Here is a 23869-nt window from a genome sequence, read left to right as displayed (position 1 = left end):
CATAAGCCAGATTCCCAAGCATTACTCACCCGTCCGCCACTCGTCACCCAAGGAGCAAGTCCTTCGTGCTACCGTTCGACTTGCATGTGTTAAGCCTGCCGCCAGCGTTCAATCTGAGCCATGATCAAACTCTTCAATTTAAAAAGTTTAATCGCTCAATAACTGCTTAGCTTAGTTCACTTCTCTTCTCTTTCATTTCACTTGAAAGTAAAACAAAAGGAATTAAATTAATATGAATTTCTAGTTTAAGCACTTATTAAGACTTCAAGTTTTTATAAAACATATAAAATTAAGTCAATCAACAAGTGCCCACACAGATTGTCTGATTCGTTGTTAAAGAGCAAAAATGGTCGGCGAGATAGGATTTGAACCTACGACCCACTGGTCCCAAACCAGTTGCGCTACCAAGCTGCGCTACTCGCCGATATAACATTACATAGTAATGTAAAATGGGGTGACTAATGAGACTCGAACTCACGACAACCGGAATCACAATCCGGGGCTCTACCAACTGAGCTATAGCCACCATTGCTTGAATATAACTTTGACCATCTGGCGCGCTCGACAAGATTCGAACTTGCGACCTTTGGCTCCGGAGGCCAACGCTCTATCCAACTGAGCTACGAACGCTTTGACTTACATTGTTTAGCATATTGCGCCGCAACAGAAGGATATATTATAGATTTCATTTTTTATTGTCTAGCAATTTTTATAAAAAAATCGAAAAATTCATTCGCTTGCTTTTAATTTATGCAAAATGAATAATAATTGGCAAATTTGTTGATTTTTATAGCTGTTTTGTATAATAGTAATATGTAAATCGTAATAAGTTGAGCTGTCTACGCCAACGTGTTGGTTGTTTGATCAGTCGATATAACCATTCTAGGCCGAATTTTTGCCATATTTTAGGTGCTCGTTTTACTTTGCCAATAAAAACATCATAGCTACCTCCAACGCCCATATACAGTGCATTAGGATAGTGTTGATGAGCTTTGAATATAAATAATTCTTGCTTTGGTGTTCCCATTCCAACACTAATTAACTTTGCTCCGCTTTGTTGAATGCGTTGAATAATTTGTAGTTCATCTTCATGTTGAAAATAGCCGTCTTGGTAGCCAACGATATTAACATGATAAGCGGTCAATTTTTGTTTAACTTTTGCTAATGTGTCTGCAGTTCCTCCGACTAAAAAAACTGGTATACCTAATTCTCCGGCGGTCTGCATTAGGATTTCCCATAATTCAACACCGGGAATGCGTTCTATTGTTTTTAACTGTGGATATTTCTGTTTAATGGCATAGATAATACTTATTCCATCTGCATATTTATATTCAGCTTGTGTGATGAGTGCGGTTAAATTTGGTTGTTGTTCACTAATAATCACTTTCTCGGCATTAATTGCGATTAATCTACCGGTTCTAATGGTTTGTTGATTGATTAAAAAATTAGCTAAACTGTATTTATTTTCTGCTAGCAGAATATCTATGCCCCGTATTGCTACTTTTTCCATTTTATTTTTCCTTCACCACGTGTTTGTTTATGATGATGTGGTTTATTGCATGCGCAACTAACCAACAGCAACCAAAAATAAGGCTAAAGAAAACCAAGCGGGAACAGAAGGCATCGAATCCATCACGAACTAATACGATTAAGTTAAATAGGTTGGCAAAGCAATAGGCTTGTAAGATGGCTGCACTGCTGTGTTTAATGTGCTGTTTAGCATAAGCTAATAATTGATCAAAAAGTTTGATAATTAGCCCGCTTAATGCCATACCTATGGCTATCATTGTAAAACCACCCATAATATAGAATGAACCTAATAAGGTTGGTGAGATGACTAATGCTGAAGCGTTGCCTAATACTTGGTGTGTAAAATAAGTAGCGGTATTCACAATTTGATCGGGTTTGTCTGCCCAGATCCAATTGGGTAAATAGACATAAAAATCACGTACGATCGGCATTAAACCTTGATATTCAAGCGGGTGGCTGAATAATAAGGCTACGTTTTCCCAAGGGGAAAAGGTATCTCTGGTTAAATATAAGAAAGTGAAAAAGGCTTCTCGCCCACTGACATTCAAATTATAGCGCGCTAATGCAAGCAGAAACATTAAGCCAATCATACTAGCGCCAATGAAGAGCAACCATTTATATGATAAATAGCCTTTATAAAGGCCTAATAATAAGAATAATACGATCGCTAAACCAAGGTTAGCCCGTGTTCCGCCCACCGCAAGATAGGCAAAACCTCCAAAAAATGCGCCAATCAATAAAAATGCTAACCAGTTTTTTTTATTTTCATATAGGAAGAATAAGACTAACAAGCCCGCAATGAAAAAATAAAAAAAGCGTTTTAGTGGGATACCTTGTACGATACTAGAAAAGATTTGGCTATATTTTTCTAATTTAAAAATTAACAAGCCATTCATTGAGATAAAAGCGATTAAGCTAAATAGTCCCATCATACACAATAGTGAAGCGGTCAAAATAGCTTCTGATTTGGCAAAATCTTGTCTTTTCTGTACCGCTTGTCGAATCAAATTTACTCGTTTATAAACGAAGTAATACAGTAAGTAGCTCACTAACGCGGTCAATAAGGTGAGTAATAACATTTCATAGTTAGGTATCGTTACATCAAACAGCAATGCCAATAACATTGAGCACGGGAAACCTAGATAAAAGGTACTGAAATAAATAATACTGAATAACCAATGAAATGAAAATTGTTGATGCTGATAGGCTTTATAAATGAAAGATAACATCAAGCAAGCAGAGCATATATAACAGCTACTAAGTAAGAGATATTCGACTAACATCATTGTTTCTGACTGACCTCGGTTAATAATGATATCCACTGTTTAGCATAATTGGGGGCAAAAAAGGCAATTTGCTGTTTGTCTACCTTAGCAAGTTGGCGTTGCGTTTGGCGAATAGCGGTAACATTTAATTGATCATGATACAAAAAAGGAATCTGTTCGTAATCCATATCTAAGGTGAACGGATTTTGGCGGTGTAACACACAAGGAATACCCAATTGTATTAGTAAACAAAGGGTGCCGATCCCTTGTTGACGGGTAAAGTTAAAATAGCCGAGATCACATTGTTGCAACAATGCTAAATAATCGATAAATGATAATTTTTCGATCAAAATTTGCACTGTATTTACGGGGAATAAACGTTCAGCTTGTTGTTTTACCTGTTGAATATAACGTTGATTATGTGCTGGATAGCCCATAGGAATGATAATCTTCACTGATTGTGCTGCTAAACTCTGTTTAATGTGCGTTAATGCTGTCAGATGTTGATTAGCAGGATCACCTGAATTTCCTAACAAGATCGTGATCTTTGTTTCAGAATTATGCTCTTTTGGATGAGCCAACCACCTAGCTGATCTCATTTTTGTCGGAAAATACACCAGCCGATCATCTCTCTTTTGCCGAGCTAAGTGTTGTGCTACATAAGCTAAATCACCACGGGTTGCCCAAATATGCGTGAGTTTTTGTTGGGCTAAACGGCGAAGAGGATAAAATAATTTAAACCGCCAATCTGTTGATACTTGATATAAATCTGCGCCCCAAATATGCCAATAGCAACGATAAGCGGGTAATTTTCCAACTAAAATTGCACACCATAGCCATACGTTATATTGACCATGCAAGATAAATTGTGCGTTCGGCTCTTTTTTTGCAACCTGTAGCACCGCTTTGGCAATCGCGCCTTTGCTATTAAAACAATGGAGTTTTAATGCGGGATATTGTTCTTGCAAACGGGTTTGATTAACTACATAAAAAATATGTTGTTGGTCCGCTAATACTGGTAATAACTGTGATTGAAAAAAATCCAATACACTCTGGTTATGCTGTGGGATATCTGAACTAAGCAGATGATAAATGGGGTTCATAGCCAATCTCAAAAATGTAAGCGTTATTATCTCAGTGCTGTTTAAGCGAAGATCGTTTCAAGTAGAGCATAAATACTGCAATACAGACGATCAAATAGCATAAATACGTCAAACAATATGTTTGCACTGCGCCAACCGCGCCATATTGAGGGATCAGTAAATAGCCAATGCCGACTAATAAACCAAGCTGTATTAACTCTGCCAATAAATATAATGTTAAACGCGCTTTCGCAATCACCAAATAACCAAAAACATAGGCAAGCACTTTAAAAATATCACCCAACAATTGCCAACCAAACAGCACTTTCATTGATAAAAAAGCGGGCGAATAAAGTAGCATAATTAACCATTCACGGCTAATAAATATCAACAAGGCGATGAATGATAATACCATTGCGACCCATTTAATCACGCGCTGTAATTCTGTTTTAATCGCTTCAGCAGAGTGTAATTTAGCCAAACTAGGTAATAAATAAACCGAAAAAACAACCGTGATTAATTGTATATAAGCATCTGATATTTTGCTAACGGCTTGCCATAAACCGACATCCGTGAATGAGTGTGATTCAACGATTAACTGTCGCATTAAAATATGTGCTACAGGTAAAGTTACTGCCGTGATCAATACCATCAAACTAAATTTGAATAAGTTACTAGCCTGTTGTGGCACAAAGGCAAAACAACATAACTTGATCATTGACAACTGTTTATGCAGAAAATAGCTAGCCGGTAAAAAAGTAAACGCCGGAATGGCAACTAGCCCAATTAAGATGCCTTGATAGCCCGCGATATAGAATGCAATTAAGCAAACCACCAAGCCGATTAAGGTTCCCAATATCAGGCTAATTGCTACCGCTTTAACCGCACGATATCCTTTTAAAATCGCCAACGCATAATGACTACAGGCAATACCAAATTGCATTATGCCTGTGGCAATGATGACGCCACTATATGTCGAGGTATAAAACAACCATTCACTGATTTTGTGAGAAAAACTAATAAAACAGACCGCTAATAGGCAAGAAAAGAATACCGTAATCAAATTAACCGTTGCGAGCAAAGCCTGCTGTTTTGGTAAATGATGTTCAAACTCTGCTACATATTTAGTTACACCATTCGCGATACCTCCACCAGCAAAGACCGTCAAGACTGTGATCAACGTCATAAAATTGGCTGCTTGTCCTAAGCCTACTGTACCAAACTGCCAAGCTAAAAGTTTCAGCACGAGCAAGCCAACCACTAATTTGAATAAGGTCGCGAATGTTGTCCAAATCGCTATTTTACTTAACAACTGCATTACTGAAAATAATCCGCCACAACTTCAATCACACGTTGTTGCTCTGTTAGATGCAAATTATAAAACAAGGGTAACCTTAGCAAGCGCTCACTTTCTTGTGTTGTAAATTGATCCTCACCGACAAAGCGCCCAAATTGTTTACCCGCTGGACTGGAATGCAATGGAATATAATGAAACACCGCTAAAATATCGTGTTGTTTAAGCCAAGTTAATAACGCGTTCCGATCGGCCAAATCTGTTAATTTTAAATAAAATAAATGCGCATTATGTTGGCATTCTGGCGGTAATTTGGCTAATGTTATCCGCCCGCTATTAGCAAAAGGCAATAACGCTTGATAATAACGTTGCCACATTGCTAAACGTGTTTGATTAATCTGTTCTGCCACCGTAAATTGTGCATATAAATAAGCCGCTTGTAACTCCGACATGAGATAACTTGATCCAATATCTCGCCACGTATATTTATCAACTTGTCCTCGAAAAAACTGACTTCGATCAGTGCCTTTCTCGCGAATAATTTCTGCGCGACTGACTAATGTCGCATCATTAATTAACAGCGCTCCACCTTCACCTGCCGAACTATAATTTTTAGTTTCGTGAAAACTATAACACCCCAAATGTCCAATCGTGCCTAATGGGCGATTTTTATAGCTTGCTATCATTGCCTGTGCAGCATCTTCAACCACATATAGCTGATATTTAGCCGCTAATGCCATAATTGTATCCATCTCACAAGCTACGCCCGCGTAATGCACTGGAACAATCACTTTAGTTCTATCCGTAATTGTCGCTTCAATTTTCTGTTCATCAATATTCATGGTATCCGGACGAATATCAACAAACACAATTTTAGCGCCACGCAACACAAATGCATTTGCAGTCGACACAAAAGTATAGCTAGGCATAATCACTTCATCGCCAGCTTGGATATCTAACAGAATCGCCGCCATTTCTAATGCGGCAGTACAAGATGGCGTTAATAACGCTTTTACTGTCGAAAATTGCTTTTCTAACCATTGTTCCGCTTGCTGGTTATAATAACCATCACCTGATAATTTGTCTTGCTGTAACGCCTGTTGAATATAGGCTAATTCATTGCCCACCAATGGTGGTTTATTAAAAGGAATCATTGTGTAACCGTGGGTAAAACCAATAATGAGTGCTTACGACTCGAGCATTGAAAGTTAAATAACAATTTATTGCATTTAAATTGCTCAATTGTGTACTAATCACTAAATGTTCAAGCTGTTGTGTTAATGCCCAATTTATAGCCGCTTGTAATAATGTTCGCCCAACCCCTTGGCGTTGAAAAAGCGGATCAACTGCCAATAACCCTACTTGGGCATAAGGCGGTTGTCCCTCTTGTTGTTGCCTTCTGAGGCTAATCCCGCCTTGTAACTGCCCATCTTCTGATCGTTGAATTAAGCAAAGATCATCAAATTCACCTTGTACCGCTCGCCGAATCCACGTTTGATAGAAGCGGCAATTTTCAGAGGCTGAAAACCAAGGCGGACCAAAACGGCTATGTGGAAATGCTTGACCAAATAACAATGTTAATTCATTAAGATCGCAAGTTGTTGCTTGCTGACAAGTGGTTGGTTTGCACACGTTATTTGCTAATGGCAATGCAAAAACGATCTCACTGCTGGCTAATTGCAACCCTTGTTGCGCTAGCTTTTGTATTTGTTGATGATCGGTAGTAGCCACTTTTACTTGCACAATAGGACGACCAAAAAAATCTGATAGCCATTGATCTGGCGAAATAATGGTTGATGATGTTGAATTCAGCATTTTTATGTTCTCGTTACTGCCTGCAAACCGCAAATATCTAACCGCCATTTAGCTGACAACAGCTGTGAAGCAACCGCTTTAAATGGTGTATGTGCCACTAACAAGACTAAAATATCCGTTTGTGTCATTGCATATTCTAAGCTCACTAGCTGTGCTTTCCCTACTAACGATGTCGGTAAATCAGTGATATTCGGCTCAACCACCATAAGTTCAGCTAATTGCCATTCAGTTAAGTGTTGCGTAATTTCAAGGGCGGGACTAGCACGTAAATCATCGATATCTGGCTTAAATGCTAGCCCTAAGCAAGCTATTTTGATATCACTTGGGCGACAATTATTAGCCATTACACAATCTGCCCACATCTGTTTAATCTGCTTAATTACCCAATGCGGTTTAGCATCATTAACCTGCCGAGCGGTCTGAATTAAACGTGCTTGCTGAGGAGCTTGAGCAACAATAAACCAAGGGTCGACTGCGATACAATGGCCACCGACACCCGCACTGGGTTGTAAAATATTAACGCGTGGGTGACAGTTGGCTAATGCAATTAATTGCCAAACATTAATGTTAAGCTGATCGCAAACCATAGATAATTCATTGGCAAATGCAATATTCACGTCCCGAAAACTATTTTCGGTTAATTTACACATTTCTGCAGTACGTGCATTAGTTGGAATACAGCGCCCTTTAACAAAAATTTTGTATAAATCTACCGCTTGTTGCGTAGCTTCTGCGGTTATTCCACCAATCACACGATCATTAGTCAATAATTCTGTCATGACTTTACCGGGCAGTACCCGTTCAGGACAATAAGCCAATTGAATATTAGGCTTGGCTGTTGTTGAAGTCGGTAAAAGCAGATCGGGACGCGCTTGTTGTAACCATTCTGCTAATTGTTCGGTAGTCCCAACTGGCGAAGTGGATTCTAATACAACTAAATTACCCGCTTGTAAGTGAGGTGCGATCATTTCCGCCGCGGCTTTAATGTAGCTCAAATCTGGCTGATGATCCTGATCCAACGGCGTGGGTACTGCAATTATAAATACATCAGCAGGTTGTACTGCTGTACTCGCCGACAACCCCCCTTTTTCAACCGCTTGTTGCACAACTTCCGCTAATGCCGGCTCAACAATATGAATATTACCTTGATTAATCGTTGCCACTGTTTGCGGATTAATATCCACACCTAAAACTCGTTTGCCCGCTTGTGCAAAAACCGCTGCTGTAGGTAACCCGATATACCCTAACCCCACCACCGAAATGGTTTGAAAACTATTCATACGTGTTCTCACTGTTTGCTACTAGAGTAGAGAAAAGGCTTTACTTGGTTGCGTAAAGCCTTTTAGATTAAATGTTGTTTCAGGATCGCAATAATCTGCTGACAAGCGTCCCCCTGCCCATAAGGATTACCGGCTTGAGCCATCTGTTGATAAGCCAACTTATCTGTTAATAACTGATGCACCTCAGCCACAATATTGTCGCTATCGGTTCCCACTATCCGCACGGCACCTACCGCAATCGCCTCGTTACGCTCTGAAATATCTCTCATTACCAACACTGGCTTAGCTAAGGCAGGAGCCTCTTCTTGAATACCACCAGAGTCTGTCAAAATCAAATAAGAACGATCCATTAAATAAACAAATGGCAGATAATCTTGAGGTTCAATTAAAAAAATATTATCAATATTTGCCAACAAATCTTGCACGGGTTGGCGAACATTGGGATTTAAGTGAAGCGGGTAAACAATTTGAATATCTGGATAACGATTCGCTAATTCAAGTAATGCAACACAAATATTCTGAATCCCTTTTCCAAAGCTTTCTCGCCGATGACAAGTGACTAAAATCAATGGTTTATTGGGATCTAAAAAAGCATATTGCTCAGCTAACTGATGCTGTAAATGCTGATTCGCTTCAATTTTTGCCAACGCTAACCTCAGTGCATCAATAACAGTGTTACCCGTTACCCAAATCTGCTGCGCGGGTTTATTTTCACGTAATAAATTTTGTTTGGCTGTCTCAGTCGGCGCAAAATGATAGTCCGCTAAGCTGCTGATTAACTGGCGATTTATTTCTTCAGGAAAAGGCGAAAAACGGTTGCCTGTCCGTAATCCTGCTTCAATATGTGCCAATGGAATTTGATGATAATAACAGGCTAAGCTACTGGCTAAAGCAGTAGTCGTATCGCCGTGTACTAAAACAATATCTGGCCGATACTCTGCAAAGAGTATTTTTAATTGTTGCAAAATACGCACACTAATATCCGTTAAATCTTGCCCCGCCTGCATAATAGCCAAATCAAAATCAGGCTTTAAATCAAATAAGGTTAACACCTGATCCAACATTTCACGATGTTGACCGGTGACACACAATTTAGCCTCAAACGCCTCTTCTGTAACCAATTTGGTTATTAAAGGTGCCATTTTAATCGCTTCTGGGCGTGTACCTAAAATAGTAAGAACCTTCACGTTGTTCATTATACGAGCCTGATTAATAGATTTGATTAAGCGTGCTGTTTTCTTTTTTCTCTACGTTTCATACGACGAACAAAACGCGTCATACGCCACGCGTGCGTAATAGAATAAGCATAAATAAAAAATAAGGCGATAAAACCCGCCGTCATGGCCCATTGATTCCAATAATAATATTCACCCAAAACCCCAATCATTGAGCAAATGGTCGCACCTAACGTAATCACTGCCAATGCTTGTCGTGAGGTTAACCCTGCCCGCATCATTAAATGATGTAAATGCAAGCAGTCTGGTCTAAATGGACTTTTGCCTTTTTTTAAACGGCGAAGAACCACTGCTACCATATCAATCAATGGCACGGCTATTAGCCATAAACCGGTGATCGGGCTAATCGCATGACCCTGTCCTTGTGTACTGAGCAATAAAATCCAAATAATCGTAAAACCAATTAAGGTACTGCCGGAATCACCCATAAACACTTTCCATTTAGGACCTAATAAACTGAGATTAAACATGGCATAAGGAATTAATACGACAATTAGTGCGAAGCACCAATAAGCTAAGCTATATTGCTCATCTAACCACATCAACACGCCAATACCGGCAAAACTAGCGCTAGATAATCCGGCTAATAAACCATCAATACCATCAACCATATTAAATGCATTAATCACGCCAATTGTAATCAAAATCGTAAATACTGTGCCTAAAATGCCTAATTTAATACTAAATGGAGCAATCACCTGCCCTAAACTTTCTAAGGATAGTCCGTGGTAAATCATTAATCCTGCTAGCCCTGCTTGTAAGCCTATCCGTAAAAATGGGCTGACATCAAAGCGATCATCTAATAAGCCGATCACTAACAATACCGTAACCGCTGTTAGGTATAACCAAGGCAAACGCATATCTTGCCATTCAATAAAATAGAACGTTAAATTACCTAAAAAAAGCGCAATCCCACCGATAAGAGGAATTAAACCTTGATGACGTTTACGATAGTTTGATTTATCTATTAAGCCTATTTTCTCTGCCACTGGGCGCATCAAAATTAAGCTAGCAAATGAAACAATAAAAACTGCGATAAAAGTAAGCCACATAAGGAAATTATTCCTAAACGATAAGATGATATAACAGATGTGCAGAATAGCATAAAGGTAACGGCTCTCAAATTTTTTTAATAATCTCCTCATGTAGCACTCAAGTTATGCTAACTTTTTTTCACACAACACGCGGGCTATTTTCAATAAAAAAGCCCTAACTGAATGTTAGGGCATCAAACAATATATCGGGTTAATTAAAAGCATACCATTCACCATTTACGCTACTAGCCACCACTTCAAAACGGTGATTAAAAGCGGTTAAATTAGCAATTTTACCTACCTCAATGGAACCTAATTTATCCGCAACACCTATTGCTTGTGCTGGATAATAATTACACATACGCAAACTCTCTGCTAATGAAATGCCCACTTGTTCTACCGCATTCTTAATTGATTCAATCATCGTAATTGAAGCCCCTCCCAAAGTACCATTCGCATCTACACATTTGCCATCACGAACATAGACCGTTTTACCCACAAAGGTGAATTGTTCAATCTGGGCCCCAGCCGCTGCGGTTGAATCAGTCACAATACATAACTTATTACCCTTGGCGCGTTTAGCAATTTTGATATTGCCAAACTCCACGTGTAATCCATCCACAATAATACCCGCATAAACATCATCACTGTCCAACACAGCACCTACGACACCCATCGCTCGGCCACTGCTAATTGGCGACATAGCATTATGTAAATGCGTAGCAAAACTTGCGCCCTTTGCAAAAGCTTGTTTCGCCACCGGATAAGTTGCATTTGAATGGCCTATTGACACAACAATGCCTTTTTGGACAAACTCGGGAATTGCTTCAACGGCAGGATTTTCAGCCGCTAAGGTAATTTTGCTAATAACATCGGCATTATCCAATAAGAATTGTTTCATCGCTGGCGAAAGTGTTCGTACATATTCCGCACGATGCACGCCTTTTTTCTCTAGGCTGAGATATGGCCCTTCTAAATGCAACCCTAACGCCTGATTTTGGTGTGTCGCTAAATAAGCGCGCATAGTCTGTACCGCGTGTTTCATATCCTCATCTGGCGCTGTAATAAAGGTTGGTAAAAAACTCGTTGTACCCGAACGCAAATTGGTTTGTTGCATAATCTCTAAGGTGCGAACTGTCGGTTCTTCATTAAACATAACGCCACCACAACCATTTAATTGCAGATCAATAAAACCAGCGGTCAAATTATTTCCTTGTAAATCAATCTTGGCTAGCCCACTCGCCAATTCAGTTTGGCGCACGACCGCTTGAATGATGCCATTTTCAACAACGACCGCATAACCATACAATACGTCTTTAGCCGTATAAATAACGCCATTCGTTAACGCATATTTCATTCTTCTCTCTCCCAATCTAATTGACGTTTTGGCTAACTGATTGATGACACTAGCATACACTTGCAATTTCTTGTGCTTCTAACTGCGTAAAATATTTCACCGTTTTTACTTTTAATTCTTGTGTGGCGGGTTCATCACAAACAATAATACTGCGTTCATGTAATTGTAAAGCACTGACTGTCCATAAATGATTAACGGAACCTTCTACGCCAGCCTGTAATGCCAACGCTTTGTTATAACCGGTGATCAATAACATTATTTCTTCTGCATCCAATAACGTTGCAACCCCAATTGTTAACGCATATTTAGGCACTTGGCTGATATCGTTATTAAAGAAACGAGAGTTGGCAATTAAGGTATCTTCTGTCAACGTTTTAATCCGCGTCCGAGAACCCAATGAGGAAGCCGGTTCATTAAAGGCAATATGCCCATCAATCCCAACACCGCCCATAAATAAATGAATTTTGCCGTAAGATTTAATTTTTTCTTCATAACGATGACATTCTTGCTGATGATCATCCGTATTGCCGTCTAGAATATTAATATTCTGCGCTTGAATATCGATATGCTTGAAAAAATTATTGTGCATAAATGAATGATAACTTTCAGGATGATCTTGAGCTAAGCCAACATATTCATCCATATTAAAGGTCACAACATATTTAAAACTTACTTCACCCGCTTGATATAGCTTAATCAACTCTTGATAAGTTTGTAAGGGTGTTCCCCCCGTTGGTAAGCCTAATACAAAAGGACGCTCTGCACTCGGCTTAAATTGATTAATTCGTTGAGCAATATAACGCGCTGCCCACTTTGCAACTTGCTGATCATTTTTTAAGGGAATAAGACGCATAATTTTTCCTTTGGTTATCTTATGTATTGATCAAAAAAGGCGAGAAAACACCCGCCTTGCAAAAACCATCGACAAGCGGGTTTTTTAGCCATTTACAAAAATGTTGCTTTCAATGCTTTTGCGACTGCTAATTGCTGTTCAGTCGCTTTCGCCGTCATTGGTTCACGGCAATAACCCGCCTCAACGCCCTCAAGTTTGAGTAATTCTTTAATAGTGAGGTATAAACCATTTGCTAAAATACCCTCAATTAAATCATTGGTCACGTGTTGAATTTGTAGCGCCTGCGCTAATTTACCTGATTTAACGGCGTCAAAGATCTGACGCGCACGAAGCCCATTCACATTAAATGTTGAACCAATTGCAACATCTACCCCTAAAGCAACCGCAGGCACCATCATTTCATCAAAACCTGCCCAAATTAAATGATTTGGATAAGCTTTTTTAATCCGCTCAAGTAAATAAAAATCACCGGCTGTAAATTTGACGCCGATAATATTAGGATTTTGATAAAGCTCACCAAATTGCTCCACCCCAATATTTACTCCGGTTAAAAAGGGAATGGAATAAACAATCATTTTATTACCGGTTTCAGCAATAATGGTATCATAGTAATGTTTAATCTCAGGGAAACTAAATTTATAGTAAAACGGTGTGACGGCAGAAAGGCAATCATAACCCAATTCAGTCGCATATTTACCTAATTCAACCGCTTCTTGTACATTCACGCTTCCCACTTGAGCAATTAACGCAATTTGATCTTTAGCCTCATCTTTAACAATACGGAAAATTTCTTTTTTCTCCGAAGTTGAAAGCATAAAATTTTCACCCGTTGAACCGCCAACATATAAACCATATACTTTCATTTTATCAATATTATAACGTACGATTTGGCGTAATCCGCGTTCATTAATCGAACCATCTTCATTAAAAGCAACCAATAACGCACTGAAAATACCGGTTAAATTTTTCATTATATCCACAGGCACTTCGCCCCCCGTATAACCAGACATCGTACTGCCAATAATATCGAAGCCTAATTGCTGACAATATAGCCCTTCGGCTAAAGTTGAACAGTCTGCCATAGCTAAACAACCTTGGGCATGAATGCGTTCCAACGCGGCAACTACAGCCACCGGACGTTCTCTATCCGTGCCATCTACTGCGATAATATCAGCACCAGCGGCCGCTAATTGATCAATATCCGCTAAAAATGGCGTAATCCGTACAGCGCTCTCTGGTAAATCCCGTTTTACAATGGCGATAATCGGAGCTATTACCGTTGGACGCGTTGCTTTTAAATTTTGCACACCTTCAATTCTTACTCCTACTGCGCCCCCCACAATTGCGGCTTGCGCCATAGCCGCAACAATTGCAGGCTGATCCATAGAGCCATCATCTACAGGTTGACAAGAGACCACTAAGCCACCCTGAATCATTATTAATACTTCAGAATGCGATAATTTTGACATAAAAACTCCTATAAATAGAAAAACAAATTTACCTAATAAACTGACCTCCGCCCGTTTAGCTTAATATCGTTGGTAAATATCATAATCCGTTAACATAAATCCATTTAAAGAAGTGAATTTTATGTTTATTATATACCTTTGATTGATTTGCTCCATATTTTTTTACCAAAATTGTGAATAAGATCCTATTTTCAAATAAACCACAATGATGCCGGTGCAATAAATGGTTAATTTTTCACTAAATTACTGAAATTTATCCGCTATATCGTCCGAAAATTTGCTACAATCAAAATATTTATTGCAGATAAACAGATTATAGAGAGCACAAATGCTATGAGTACGAACAGTTCTTTCAATCGTTCTTGGGCAAAAGTTATTTTAAATGCCCTATTACGTTATGGTGTTAAACATTTTTGTATTGCGCCTGGTTCACGTTCCACACCGTTAACGCTTGAAGCACTTCAATTACAACACACTCAACAAGCCGAATGCCATAGTCATTTTGATGAACGCGGCTTAGCGTTTTTTGCACTCGGTATGGCAAAAGCAACCAACGATCCGGTTGCGATTATTGTGACTTCAGGCACTGCCGTGGCTAATCTTTATCCTGCGTTAATTGAGGCCAGCCTTACACAACATAAACTGATTGTTCTTTCTGCTGATCGTCCACCTGAATTAATCGGTTGTGGCGTTAACCAAGCAATCACACAACCGGGTATTTTTGCCGATTATCCTATCGCGAATATTCATCTACCCAAAGCATCAACTGACTATAATGCAAGTTGGTTAGCGGCCACTATCGAACAGGCTTGTGTTAATCAACAACAGCAAGGCGGAGTAATTCATATCAACGCCCCTTTTGCCGAGCCCTTATACGAGACAGATGAAAACGAAATTAACAATACGCCATGGCTTAAACCATTACAAAGTTGGTTAATTAAGCCAACAGCCAAATGGCTCAATAGTCAATCCATTCAAAGCGAAGTATCAATGCACGAAAATTGGGACTATTGGCGCACTAAACGAGGCGTTATTATTGTGGGTAAATTGCCGGTTGAACAAGGCGTTGGCATAAAAGCGTGGGCAGAAACATTAGGTTGGTGTTTATTAACGGATATACAATCTTGTGTTGATGCTAGTTTACCTTATGCGGATATTTGGCTATCAAATAATACCGTACATGAACGCCTATTAAACGCTGATATTGTTATTCAATTTGGCTCGCAGATTATTAGTAAACGCATTAACAAATATTTAGCGGATTTTAAAGGCGAATTTTGGCAAGTAGATGAATATCAACGTTATCTTAATCCATTTGCGCACCGTCAAACTCGTTTTGTGGCTAAGGCACACCATTTCTTACGTGTTCATCCACCATTACGGCAAAAACCGTGGCTATTAGAACCGCTTGCTTTGTCACAATTCTGTGCTAGCTTTATTGAACAACAAGTAGGCGGAAGCTTAAATGAAGCCTCATTAGCGCATCATATTGAACAAGTTTTAGCGACTAACGGCAATTTATTTATTGGTAATAGTTTATTTGTAAGATTAGTTGATGCCTTATGTAAATTGCCTGAAGGTTACCCGGTTTACACAAACCGTGGTGCCAGTGGTATTGATGGCTTAATCGCCACTATGGCAGGCATCGCCAAAGGCAGTGGGCAACCGACCGTTGGTGTAGTAGGTGATATTTCGGCTTTACACGATTTAAATTCAATTTCATTATTAAGCAAAATAAACCCCCCGTCTATCTTGTTTGTGATTAACAATAGTGGTGGTGCTATTTTTGATATGCTGCCTGTTGAAGCACGTGTTAAAGAACAGTTTTACCGTTTATCGCATAACTATGAATTTTCACAAGTGGCGGCCATGTTTGGTATTGAGTATATCCGACCATTTACTTGGGCTGATTTAAAAGCTAAATTAAAATTAGCCTATGGACGTAAAAGCGCCACTATTGTTGAAATCAAAGTGAATGATCAAGATGGTAGCAATTTATATAAATCGTTAATTAAACAAATTTCACAAGCGGAAATTGCTTAATGTTAGCTTGTCAATCGCATAATACGAACACACATAACCAAATTACAACACCTATTATTTTTTTACATGGTTTATTAGGTTCACAAGCTGATTGGCAAGCAGTGGTTACACTTTTACAAAAAAATCCTCAAATTCAACCGCTTACCATCGATTTACCTGCACACGGTAACAGTAATAAGATCATATCTGATGATTTTATTACTGCACGACAATTAATTGATCAAACGATTAAACAACAACTTTCTCACCGCCCATTTTATTTGGTTGGTTATTCTCTTGGCGGTCGCATAGCATTAGATTATGCACTGAATGGCAATAACCCTGACTTGCAACATACCTTTCTCGAAGGCACTCATTTAGGTTTACATTTAGCGAATGAACGTCAAGCACGTTGGCAAACTGATCAACAGTGGGCAACCCGTTTTCGAAATGAGCCGATCAAACAAGTATTACAGGCTTGGTATCAACAACCTGTCTTTGCTGATTTAAGTGCAGAAAAGCGGGCATTTTTATTGGGAAAACGCCAACATAATAACGGCCACGCTATTGCACAAATGCTAGAGGCCACCAGCTTAGCTAAACAGCCTAATTATCTCTCAACGGTTAAAACACAAATACACCGCTTTACTTTTTTGATCGGCGAGCGTGATCATAAATTTCGCCAGCTTGCTACACAACAACAACTTAACTATCAACTAATTCGCCATGCCGGCCATAATAGCCACCAAGAGAATCCTAGCGATTTTGTAGAAACGTTGTTGCAAAAAATCACTTGCATCACATAAAAAACCCAAGCCACTTAACCATATAAAAGTCAAATGGCTTGGGTTTTTCGGCAAAAAGTGAAATCAAAAGACCGCTTCTAAACGGACAAACGCATTAATAAAGTGAGATTTTTTCTGATCTTTATTATTATAAAAACTCACTTCCGGCTGAATAAACAACCAATTACTTAAAATAGGCTGCCGATAGGTAATAAAAGGCCCATAACTATTCAATTTGGCATTCTGTTTATTTAAACTGCCGCCGGCATAAATACCATAACTTAAACGTTTATAATTTGCCCAGTTATGTTCACGGTGTAAACTATTACCCCAAATGAGTGATTCCGTATCCTGTTTAGTATATTCTAAGAAAGTGTGGTTATTAATAAAGGTTTCCTCGTTTTCTTGCCACTTATTCTCTAAATTTGTATGAAGATAATGCTTACTTTTTCTACCATAGCGGTAAATTTGTTCTAGTTTCGTACTATATTGTGGAATTGACTGCCACGCCCATTCTTTCACTAATCGTAACCGGCCATAAAGATCCGTCCCAGCACGAAGCCCAACATCAAAATCCGTATCAATACCTAAACGCTCAATACCATCACTCCAATTCAAACCAAGTGCATTATTATCTCGGCGTACTTGGTGACGATCATATTTTTTATACTTCTTTAAAGCTTGATCATAATTATTGCCACGTCGATTTTTATCTCGATTGTTATAATCTAATTCTTCATCACCAAAAATCATTCGCAAATGTTTTTGTAAAACCGGTAACCGCACTTTACCGCGAACACGTGGTTTATATGTTACGCCACCATATCTATTCCACTCCGTATATAACATTACCCGTAACATCGCTGAAGCAGGCTGATTAGGATCTGTTTCACCTAACCAACCATTAATTTCATTCGACAAACGATTTAATTTATTTTTTATATGTTGGTGATAATAATCTGCCGAACTATTTTCATTAACGTCTTTCGCCCAAATAGTTGATGAGGCGATAGTAACAAGCGTTACGGTAATAATAGATAACTTTTTCATGAATTAATCTGCCTATAACGAAGAGGTTATAAACATAATAAAGCAAAAAGAAAGTGCTTTCAAAATAAACTTTAATATTAAAAACAATTAAAAATGGTTAATTTACACAATAATTATGCAAATTAACCACTTAATTCAACTGAGTAAAGATTAAACTATTAAATGATGTGTTATAACGAATCATTAATTTAATAATTCAACCAGTTTTAATTATTGCCAATATTTATCAATTTCGGCGCGAATCGCTTTAGCCGTTTGCTTACCTTTTTCGCCAACTAATGCTCGACCTGCAATAAAGGCTTTAGCATTTTTGACAGTTTTAAATAAATGAATGTCTTCTGGCACAATACCGCCCGTAATAGATAGCGCTAATCCTTTTTGAGACAATTGTTGCATTAATTCAATATCTTCTGCTGTCCAACCTTTACCGGCTAATTCTGCATCACGTGAGCGGTGATAAATCGCTTGTGTTACGCCCAAATCTAGCCATTCTTGCACGTCTTTTTCAACCGTCCAATTGCCATAAATTTCAATCTGAATTTCTTTTTTGACTTTTAATTCTGGATGCGCAGCATTAAATTCATCCGATACTTTTTTACAAGCCGCTTTAGTGGCAGAGTGTGCCGCCGCAGAAACCGTCAACCAATCTGCACCGGCTTCAAATGCCATTTTGGCTAAAATCGCCCCACCATCTGTCGTTTTTAAATCGCACACAATAATATGATTTGGGTGTAATGCACGTAATGTTTTGACCGCTTTCATGCCTTCTGCACAAGCTAAAATAGTGCCACATTCAATAATATCTACTACACTTTCTGCTTGTTTAGCATCTGCCACGGCTGTTTCTAAACTTAATGAATCAAGTGCGATTTGCAGTAATGGTTTTGACATAACTTATTCCTTCTATATTGTTGAAAAATCGAAAAAATGGCTAAATAACCTTTCGGTTAAGCTGTCTAAAATAGCAAAATAATCACTAAAAAGACCGCTTACCGATAGAATAACCCGATGATTTCACTACTGTTCGTGATTTAAGCGCCTAACGACGTATCAATCATAGCGTAAATCTCTTCCACCGTTTTACACGCCAACACTTTATCAAGATTCACACCGCTATCACTCTCTGCATCATCTAGAATTTGAGTGACTTCCATTAAACCTTCTATATGTTGATCAGAATCACTCCCTGCTAAAGTAATTAATACCGAAACAGGCTCATCTTCACCATCAAAATACACAGGTTCTGCTAAAGTGACTAAAGCAAATGAGGTTTTAATAACACCTTCTTCAGGCCTTGCATGAGGCATTGCTAAGCCAGGTGCTAAAATAATATAAGGCCCCATTTCCTCAATTTTACTGACAATATTTGTATAATAACGAGCTTCAATTGCTCCCGCTTTTTCTAATAAATCCGTACCTAGCTTAATTGCTGCTCTCCAATCCGCAACGTGCTGATTAAGTAGAATCGAATTATTTTCAATCAATGACTCTTTTAACATTCTTATTTCCTTTCATATATGTATTTGTAAGAGAAATGCCCACTCAAACTGAATGGACACTAATTTATTTATTGATATTTTTTGATTAATGCCAACAATTCATCGCCAAATGAATTTGGATTCAACATATTTTGAACACCAAGCACAGAGACTCGACCGTCTTGCACAATCTCACCTTGTAAATGTTTAGAGCAAACAATGATATCAACACTATTTACCTTACCTTTATGGTCAGTCACTGCACAAGAATCCATTATGTTTGGAATAGATCTTTTGTCTAAATACTGTTTAATCTTCATTTTCATCATCATAGATGAACCTTGTCCCGAACCACATACTGCCAAAATACGGACAACTTTTGCGCCTTCATTACCCGCTTCTGTTGATTGGGAAGCGCTCGTTTCAAGCGTAGTTTGTTCTACCAAAGGCTCACCAAATCCGTATAATTGATCGACAGTTTTACCTTCTGCTTTCGCACGTGCTTCATCAGCGCGTAGCTGTTTACCCGCAAACGCCATATAGATTAAAGATAATAAAATAACTAAGAATGTCGCACCTTGTGGACTAAAGAACATCGCTTGAATAATTGGCGGGAACAATAATGCCCAGTCTGCCATTCCCATCCAGCCATTAAAACCTGCGCCCGCATCGGTTGAAGTGATTAGACTCACCACCCAAGCAGAACCAAGCACTTCAATAATTCCCATCACAAAACAAATTTTCATTACCGCTTTCCAACCACCAAAATGGTTAGCAAAGACACCAATGGTCGCATTGGAGAAGAACATTGGGATAAAGCCCGGAATAATTAACACCGCTGGAGAAGCATCACCGCCAAATTGTTGATACACAATTAAAGCACCAACCGCTAAAAATTGACCAATTGCGCCCCACATAAAACCAAATACCACCGCATTAGGTGAAAAAGCATAAGTAGCAGCACAGTCAATCGCTAATACTGCATTTGGAATTAAACGTTCAGAAATACCTTTAAATGATTCAGATAACTCTGCGACAAACATTCGTACACCTAAAACAATCACTTGAATCGCTACTGCAAATTTCAATCCAGTCTCAATAATATAAATGGACCAATGCGTTTTACCCGCCATTTGTTGTAAATTATCTAAACCAAATGATAATAAAATAATGCCAAAGAAAACGGTCATCACAATAGCCGTTGCTGAAATACTATCGTGGAAAATATGTAACCATTTTGGCAAGTTTAATTTATCAACCGTTTGTTCCTTATTACCCAATTTAGGAGCAATTTTAGCCGCTAGCCAAGAAGCAAATTGTTGTTGGTGACCAATAGAGAAACCTGCACCGCCAGTCACTTGCTGAGTAGCTTGATACATCATATTGGAGAAAATACCCCAATATAACGCCATAATAATCGCGGTATAAATAACAATTTCCCAAGGTTTCGCATTTAACACCCAGAAAATAACCGCTATCAAGCCAGCCTGTTGGAACATAATATGGCCGGTTAGCATAATTGTACGTATGCCAGTTATCCGCCGGAATAATACTAATAAAATATTAAGGAATAACGCCAAAATAACCGCATAACCAACATAAGCATAACCATCTCCCATTGTGCTAATGGTGGCTTGCCAGCTAGTATAAGGATCAATTACCGCGCCTTTCAAATTATGGTATTTAGATAAGCCTTCAATCACGGGCTTAAAATTTTGTACCAATGTACCTGATCCCACTTGTACTAACATAAAACCAACAATAGTTTTAATCGTACCTTTCAAAATTGTGGTTGAATCTTTCTTAAGAAAAATATAACCAATACAAGCAACCAAACCTAATAATAATGGAGCTTTAGATAGAATTTGGTCATTAATCGCCATAAAGATACTCATTAATGTATCCATAGTGATCCTCTCTATTTAATATGTTGAGTGTGTATTCTGCAATCTAGCCAGACTGCATTATATTCATTTCGTTAGGTAAAAAATAATAAATAAATCACATAATGTTTATTTCTCTAACCCTATAAAATGATAAACAGTAAATTTAAAGTAAAAAAGATTGTTTTTGATTATTTGTGAGCAAAGTCACATTTTATTTTTCAAATAAACTTACAAATTGAAAAATTCAATTTATTAAAGCAAGTTATTTACCCACTTATTAATAATTTGTTAAAAAATAATAAATATTCGTGGAATAGAACGCTGAAATTTAATTAAATTGCCATAACTTTAAGTAAATTGAGATCTACATCACAAACTAGAAAAAAGTTATTTGAAAAATAGTAATGATGATTTATGATTATATGTGATTATTTAAGATTTAAACCTTAACAATTTAATAAATTAAATTAGGAGAAAGAAATGAGTAAAGTGAGTGAAATTACCAGAGAAAGTTGGATTCTTTCAACATTTCCAGAATGGGGAACTTGGTTAAATGAAGAAATTGAATTAGAAGAAGTACCAGCCAATAATGTTGCTATGTGGTGGCTAGGCTGTGTCGGTTTATGGGTAAAAACACCTGCAAGTGCGAATCTTTGTATTGATTTATGGTGTGGTCGAGGCAAAGCCACTAAGAAAGTAAAAGATATGGTGCGTGGTCACCAAATGGCTAATATGGCGGGTGTACGTAAATTACAACCAAACTTGCGTAACTCTGTAGGCGTTATCGATCCATTCGCCATCAATCAAGTTGATGCCATCGTAGCAACTCACTATCATAATGACCATATTGACGTTAATGTTGCTGCCGCAGTTATCAATAATCCAGCATTAGACCATGTCAAATTCATCGGCCCTCAATACTGTGTCAATATGTGGACAAAATGGGGCGTGCCAGTAGAACGTTGTATCGTAGTTAAACCAGGCGATAGTATTAAAATCAAAGATTTAGAATTGATCGCATTAGATTCCTTTGACCGTACTTGTTTAGTCACATTACCTGCGCGCGGTGCGGAAGATAATGGAGGTGAATTAAATGGCATCTGCCCAAGTGATGAAGAGATGGGCTTAAAAGCGGTCAATTATTTAATTAAAACGCCAGGTGGCAATATCTATCATTCAGGTGATTCACACTACTCCATTTACTATGCAAAACACGGTAAAGATTATGATATTGATGTAGCGCTAGGTAGCTACGGCGAAAATCCATTAGGTATTCAAGACAAAATGACCTCTGTTGATATTCTCCGTATGGCAGAATGTTTACGTACCAAAGTCGTTATTCCTGTTCACCACGATATTTGGACTAACTTTATGGCAAGCACTAATGAGATTCTTGAGCTTTATCGTATGCGTAAAGATCGCTTACAATACCAATTCCACCCCTTCATTTGGGAAGTTGGCGGTAAATATGTTTACCCACGCGATAAAGATCTAATTGAATATCATCACCCTCGTGGTTTTGATGATTGCTTTGAACAAGAACCAAACGTCCCATTCAAATCTATTCTTTAACTATAAAAACCACTCTTAAACCTTTTTTAAGAGTGGTTTCCTTTTACGTTCATTTATCATAGTTTAGAATAGCGCGGTGTAACAAAAGGAATATGATAATGAACGAAAATTTTAGACATAAGAAATTACTTTCCATACTAGAAGCCAAGCAAATGCTTTCTACTTTAGAAATTATGGAGTTGTTAAATGTTTCGCCCGCCACGGCAAGGCGCGATATTAATAAATTAAGTGAACAAAACAAATTACGAAAAGTAAGAAATGGTGCAGAAGCGATCAATTCTTGCATTGTACAAGTAAGTGAACCAACGACCATTACACAATTAGCAGAAAAAACGCGGATTGCAAAAATGGCAAGTAATTTATGTCGAGATGATGACAGCATCATTATGACTTGTGGCACAACAATGCAACTATTAGGGCAACAACTATGCGGTCGAAATGTACAAATTATTACCAATTCTCTACCGCTTGCTAATTACTTAATTGAACAACAACACGATGATGTCGTGATTATAGGCGGACAATATAATAAAGAAAAAAAGGTAACACTATCGCTCAATCAACAAAAAGAGTTTGTTTACGCCGCTAATATTATGTTTACAAGCGGTCGCAGTTTTACTACTGATGGCTTATTTAAAACCGATATGATTATTGCAAACTCTGAAGCACAAATGTCTTCTAAAGCAAGTAAATACGTCGTGCTATTAGATAGCTCAAAATTAGATGCTGAAGTGGGTATGTTATTCCGCGATATTAGCAAAATTGACTTATTAATTACCGGTAAAGAAGCAGATGCGACCGTGATTAAAGAACTGCGCGAGCAAGGCTTAGAAATTATGCTTGCCTAGCGGTCAGAAAACAT

Annotated in this window: 20 protein-coding genes, 3 tRNA genes, 1 rRNA gene and 1 pseudogene; 4 read left to right on the top strand and 21 right to left on the bottom strand. The window is 38.2% G+C overall.

Features of this window, described 5'->3' with window-relative positions; all coding sequences use genetic code 11:
- From BMX01_RS07015 to BMX01_RS07870, 17 genes and pseudogenes are all read right to left on the bottom strand, one after another.
- Positions 1-140: ribosomal RNA gene (locus tag BMX01_RS07015) — 16S ribosomal RNA — on the bottom strand; the annotation flags it as partial.
- 207 nt (positions 141-347) lie between these two features.
- Positions 348-424: transfer RNA gene (locus BMX01_RS07010), tRNA-Pro, on the bottom strand.
- 26 nt (positions 425-450) lie between these two features.
- Positions 451-526, bottom strand: a tRNA-His gene (locus BMX01_RS07005).
- A 27-nt stretch (positions 527-553) separates the two neighbouring features.
- A tRNA-Arg gene (locus tag BMX01_RS07000) sits at positions 554-630 on the bottom strand.
- A gap of 157 nt (positions 631-787) precedes the next feature.
- Positions 788-1510 carry a lipopolysaccharide N-acetylmannosaminouronosyltransferase gene (gene wecG / locus BMX01_RS06995; RefSeq protein WP_064082386.1) on the bottom strand — a complete coding sequence of 241 codons (723 nt, stop codon included), beginning with the start codon at positions 1508-1510 and terminating at the stop codon, positions 788-790.
- Position 1511: 1 nt separating this feature from the next.
- A complete protein-coding gene (gene wzyE / locus BMX01_RS06990) occupies positions 1512-2816 on the bottom strand; it encodes an ECA oligosaccharide polymerase (RefSeq protein WP_064083386.1) in 1305 nt (434 codons plus the stop codon).
- Positions 2813-3898: a TDP-N-acetylfucosamine:lipid II N-acetylfucosaminyltransferase gene (locus BMX01_RS06985; protein ID WP_064082388.1), complete on the bottom strand. Its 1086-nt coding sequence runs from the start codon at positions 3896-3898 to the stop codon at positions 2813-2815. Before BMX01_RS06985 ends, wzyE begins: the two co-directional genes overlap by 4 nt.
- Before the next feature lie 31 nt (positions 3899-3929).
- A complete protein-coding gene (wzxE, locus tag BMX01_RS06980; RefSeq protein WP_064082389.1) occupies positions 3930-5195 on the bottom strand; it encodes a lipid III flippase WzxE in 1266 nt (421 codons plus the stop codon).
- Positions 5195-6325: a dTDP-4-amino-4,6-dideoxygalactose transaminase gene (gene rffA / locus BMX01_RS06975; RefSeq protein WP_064082390.1), complete on the bottom strand. Its 1131-nt coding sequence runs from the start codon at positions 6323-6325 to the stop codon at positions 5195-5197. Before rffA ends, wzxE begins: the two co-directional genes overlap by 1 nt.
- Entirely contained in the window at positions 6312-6986 is a 675-nt protein-coding gene (rffC, locus tag BMX01_RS06970) for a dTDP-4-amino-4,6-dideoxy-D-galactose acyltransferase (RefSeq protein ID WP_064082391.1), read from the bottom strand. The genes rffA and rffC overlap by 14 nt, the downstream gene beginning before the upstream one ends.
- A gap of 2 nt (positions 6987-6988) precedes the next feature.
- Positions 6989-8266, bottom strand: a complete 1278-nt coding sequence (wecC, locus tag BMX01_RS06965; RefSeq protein WP_064082392.1) for a UDP-N-acetyl-D-mannosamine dehydrogenase — start codon at positions 8264-8266, stop codon at positions 6989-6991.
- Positions 8267-8328: 62 nt separating this feature from the next.
- The gene (gene wecB, locus BMX01_RS06960; protein WP_078179331.1) at positions 8329-9462 is read right to left on the bottom strand and encodes a non-hydrolyzing UDP-N-acetylglucosamine 2-epimerase; all 1134 of its coding nucleotides are present in this window, start codon (positions 9460-9462) and stop codon (positions 8329-8331) included.
- Between the two features lie 26 nt (positions 9463-9488).
- Positions 9489-10553, bottom strand: coding sequence for a UDP-N-acetylglucosamine--undecaprenyl-phosphate N-acetylglucosaminephosphotransferase (gene wecA, locus BMX01_RS06955; RefSeq protein WP_064082393.1), 1065 nt, complete (start codon positions 10551-10553; stop codon positions 9489-9491).
- A 193-nt stretch (positions 10554-10746) separates the two neighbouring features.
- Positions 10747-11892: an N-acetylglucosamine-6-phosphate deacetylase gene (gene nagA / locus BMX01_RS06950; RefSeq protein ID WP_064082394.1), complete on the bottom strand. Its 1146-nt coding sequence runs from the start codon at positions 11890-11892 to the stop codon at positions 10747-10749.
- Between the two features lie 49 nt (positions 11893-11941).
- Positions 11942-12745: a glucosamine-6-phosphate deaminase gene (gene nagB, locus BMX01_RS06945; RefSeq protein WP_064082395.1), complete on the bottom strand. Its 804-nt coding sequence runs from the start codon at positions 12743-12745 to the stop codon at positions 11942-11944.
- A 92-nt stretch (positions 12746-12837) separates the two neighbouring features.
- Positions 12838-13716, bottom strand: a complete 879-nt coding sequence (gene nanA / locus BMX01_RS07875; protein ID WP_064083027.1) for an N-acetylneuraminate lyase — start codon at positions 13714-13716, stop codon at positions 12838-12840.
- Between the two features lie 9 nt (positions 13717-13725).
- Positions 13726-14214, bottom strand: a pseudogene (locus tag BMX01_RS07870) (putative N-acetylmannosamine-6-phosphate 2-epimerase); the annotation flags it as partial.
- Positions 14215-14547: 333 nt separating this feature from the next.
- Between BMX01_RS07870 and menD the strand changes: the two are divergent.
- Both menD and menH read left to right on the top strand, forming a co-directional pair.
- Entirely contained in the window at positions 14548-16257 is a 1710-nt protein-coding gene (gene menD / locus BMX01_RS06935; RefSeq protein WP_064083383.1) for a 2-succinyl-5-enolpyruvyl-6-hydroxy-3-cyclohexene-1-carboxylic-acid synthase, read from the top strand.
- A complete protein-coding gene (gene menH, locus BMX01_RS06930) occupies positions 16257-17042 on the top strand; it encodes a 2-succinyl-6-hydroxy-2,4-cyclohexadiene-1-carboxylate synthase (protein ID WP_074648000.1) in 786 nt (261 codons plus the stop codon). The genes menD and menH overlap by 1 nt, the downstream gene beginning before the upstream one ends.
- 63 nt (positions 17043-17105) lie before the next feature.
- Here the strand turns inward: menH and BMX01_RS06925 are convergent, their stop codons facing one another.
- From BMX01_RS06925 to BMX01_RS06910, 4 genes are all read right to left on the bottom strand, one after another.
- Positions 17106-18071 carry a hypothetical protein gene (locus tag BMX01_RS06925; RefSeq protein WP_064083382.1) on the bottom strand — a complete coding sequence of 322 codons (966 nt, stop codon included), beginning with the start codon at positions 18069-18071 and terminating at the stop codon, positions 17106-17108.
- Positions 18072-18281: 210 nt separating this feature from the next.
- A complete protein-coding gene (locus tag BMX01_RS06920; RefSeq protein ID WP_064082399.1) occupies positions 18282-18962 on the bottom strand; it encodes a 3-keto-L-gulonate-6-phosphate decarboxylase UlaD in 681 nt (226 codons plus the stop codon).
- A gap of 140 nt (positions 18963-19102) precedes the next feature.
- Positions 19103-19570, bottom strand: a complete 468-nt coding sequence (locus BMX01_RS06915; protein WP_064082400.1) for a PTS sugar transporter subunit IIA — start codon at positions 19568-19570, stop codon at positions 19103-19105.
- 68 nt (positions 19571-19638) lie between these two features.
- On the bottom strand, positions 19639-21456 hold the full coding sequence (locus BMX01_RS06910; RefSeq protein WP_064082401.1) for a PTS ascorbate-specific subunit IIBC: 1818 nt from the start codon (positions 21454-21456) through the stop codon (positions 19639-19641).
- Between the two features lie 459 nt (positions 21457-21915).
- On the opposite strand from BMX01_RS06910, the gene ulaG reads away from it, so the two are divergent.
- Together ulaG and ulaR are read left to right on the top strand one after the other, a co-directional pair.
- Positions 21916-23007 (top strand): L-ascorbate 6-phosphate lactonase, encoded by a 1092-nt coding sequence (gene ulaG, locus BMX01_RS06905; protein WP_064082402.1) that lies wholly within the window; start codon positions 21916-21918, stop codon positions 23005-23007.
- Positions 23008-23105: 98 nt separating this feature from the next.
- The gene (gene ulaR / locus BMX01_RS06900; protein ID WP_064082403.1) at positions 23106-23855 is read left to right on the top strand and encodes an HTH-type transcriptional regulator UlaR; all 750 of its coding nucleotides are present in this window, start codon (positions 23106-23108) and stop codon (positions 23853-23855) included.
- The last annotated feature ends 14 nt before the right edge of the window (positions 23856-23869 follow it).

It is taken from the genome of [Haemophilus] ducreyi, from assembly GCF_900109315.1.
In the GTDB taxonomy this organism is placed as follows: Bacteria; Pseudomonadota; Gammaproteobacteria; order Enterobacterales; family Pasteurellaceae; genus Haemophilus_B; species Haemophilus_B ducreyi.
Note: the sequence above shows the minus strand (reverse complement) of the source record. Positions and strands in the feature narration are given on the sequence as shown.

What these genes read in the sequence shown, in the direction of transcription:
- BMX01_RS06985 (WP_064082388.1), bottom strand. Translation starts at nt 3,898, where the DNA reads ATGAACCCCATTTATCATCTGCTTAGTTCAGATATCCCACAGCATAAC.
- wzyE (WP_064083386.1), bottom strand. Translation starts at nt 2,816, where the DNA reads ATGATGTTAGTCGAATATCTCTTACTTAGTAGCTGTTATATATGCTCT.
- menH (WP_074648000.1), top strand. Translation starts at nt 16,257, where the DNA reads ATGTTAGCTTGTCAATCGCATAATACGAACACACATAACCAAATTACA.
- ulaR (WP_064082403.1), top strand. Translation starts at nt 23,106, where the DNA reads ATGAACGAAAATTTTAGACATAAGAAATTACTTTCCATACTAGAAGCC.
- BMX01_RS06920 (WP_064082399.1), bottom strand. Translation starts at nt 18,962, where the DNA reads ATGTCAAAACCATTACTGCAAATCGCACTTGATTCATTAAGTTTAGAA.
- nanA (WP_064083027.1), bottom strand. Translation starts at nt 13,716, where the DNA reads ATGAAAAATTTAACCGGTATTTTCAGTGCGTTATTGGTTGCTTTTAAT.
- wecA (WP_064082393.1), bottom strand. Translation starts at nt 10,553, where the DNA reads ATGTGGCTTACTTTTATCGCAGTTTTTATTGTTTCATTTGCTAGCTTA.
- BMX01_RS06910 (WP_064082401.1), bottom strand. Translation starts at nt 21,456, where the DNA reads ATGGATACATTAATGAGTATCTTTATGGCGATTAATGACCAAATTCTA.
- nagB (WP_064082395.1), bottom strand. Translation starts at nt 12,745, where the DNA reads ATGCGTCTTATTCCCTTAAAAAATGATCAGCAAGTTGCAAAGTGGGCA.
- menD (WP_064083383.1), top strand. Translation starts at nt 14,548, where the DNA reads ATGAGTACGAACAGTTCTTTCAATCGTTCTTGGGCAAAAGTTATTTTA.
- wecC (WP_064082392.1), bottom strand. Translation starts at nt 8,266, where the DNA reads ATGAATAGTTTTCAAACCATTTCGGTGGTGGGGTTAGGGTATATCGGG.
- nagA (WP_064082394.1), bottom strand. Translation starts at nt 11,892, where the DNA reads ATGAAATATGCGTTAACGAATGGCGTTATTTATACGGCTAAAGACGTA.
- ulaG (WP_064082402.1), top strand. Translation starts at nt 21,916, where the DNA reads ATGAGTAAAGTGAGTGAAATTACCAGAGAAAGTTGGATTCTTTCAACA.
- wecB (WP_078179331.1), bottom strand. Translation starts at nt 9,462, where the DNA reads ATGAACAACGTGAAGGTTCTTACTATTTTAGGTACACGCCCAGAAGCG.
- BMX01_RS06925 (WP_064083382.1), bottom strand. Translation starts at nt 18,071, where the DNA reads ATGAAAAAGTTATCTATTATTACCGTAACGCTTGTTACTATCGCCTCA.
- rffA (WP_064082390.1), bottom strand. Translation starts at nt 6,325, where the DNA reads ATGATTCCTTTTAATAAACCACCATTGGTGGGCAATGAATTAGCCTAT.
- wzxE (WP_064082389.1), bottom strand. Translation starts at nt 5,195, where the DNA reads ATGCAGTTGTTAAGTAAAATAGCGATTTGGACAACATTCGCGACCTTA.
- wecG (WP_064082386.1), bottom strand. Translation starts at nt 1,510, where the DNA reads ATGGAAAAAGTAGCAATACGGGGCATAGATATTCTGCTAGCAGAAAAT.
- rffC (WP_064082391.1), bottom strand. Translation starts at nt 6,986, where the DNA reads ATGCTGAATTCAACATCATCAACCATTATTTCGCCAGATCAATGGCTA.
- BMX01_RS06915 (WP_064082400.1), bottom strand. Translation starts at nt 19,570, where the DNA reads ATGTTAAAAGAGTCATTGATTGAAAATAATTCGATTCTACTTAATCAG.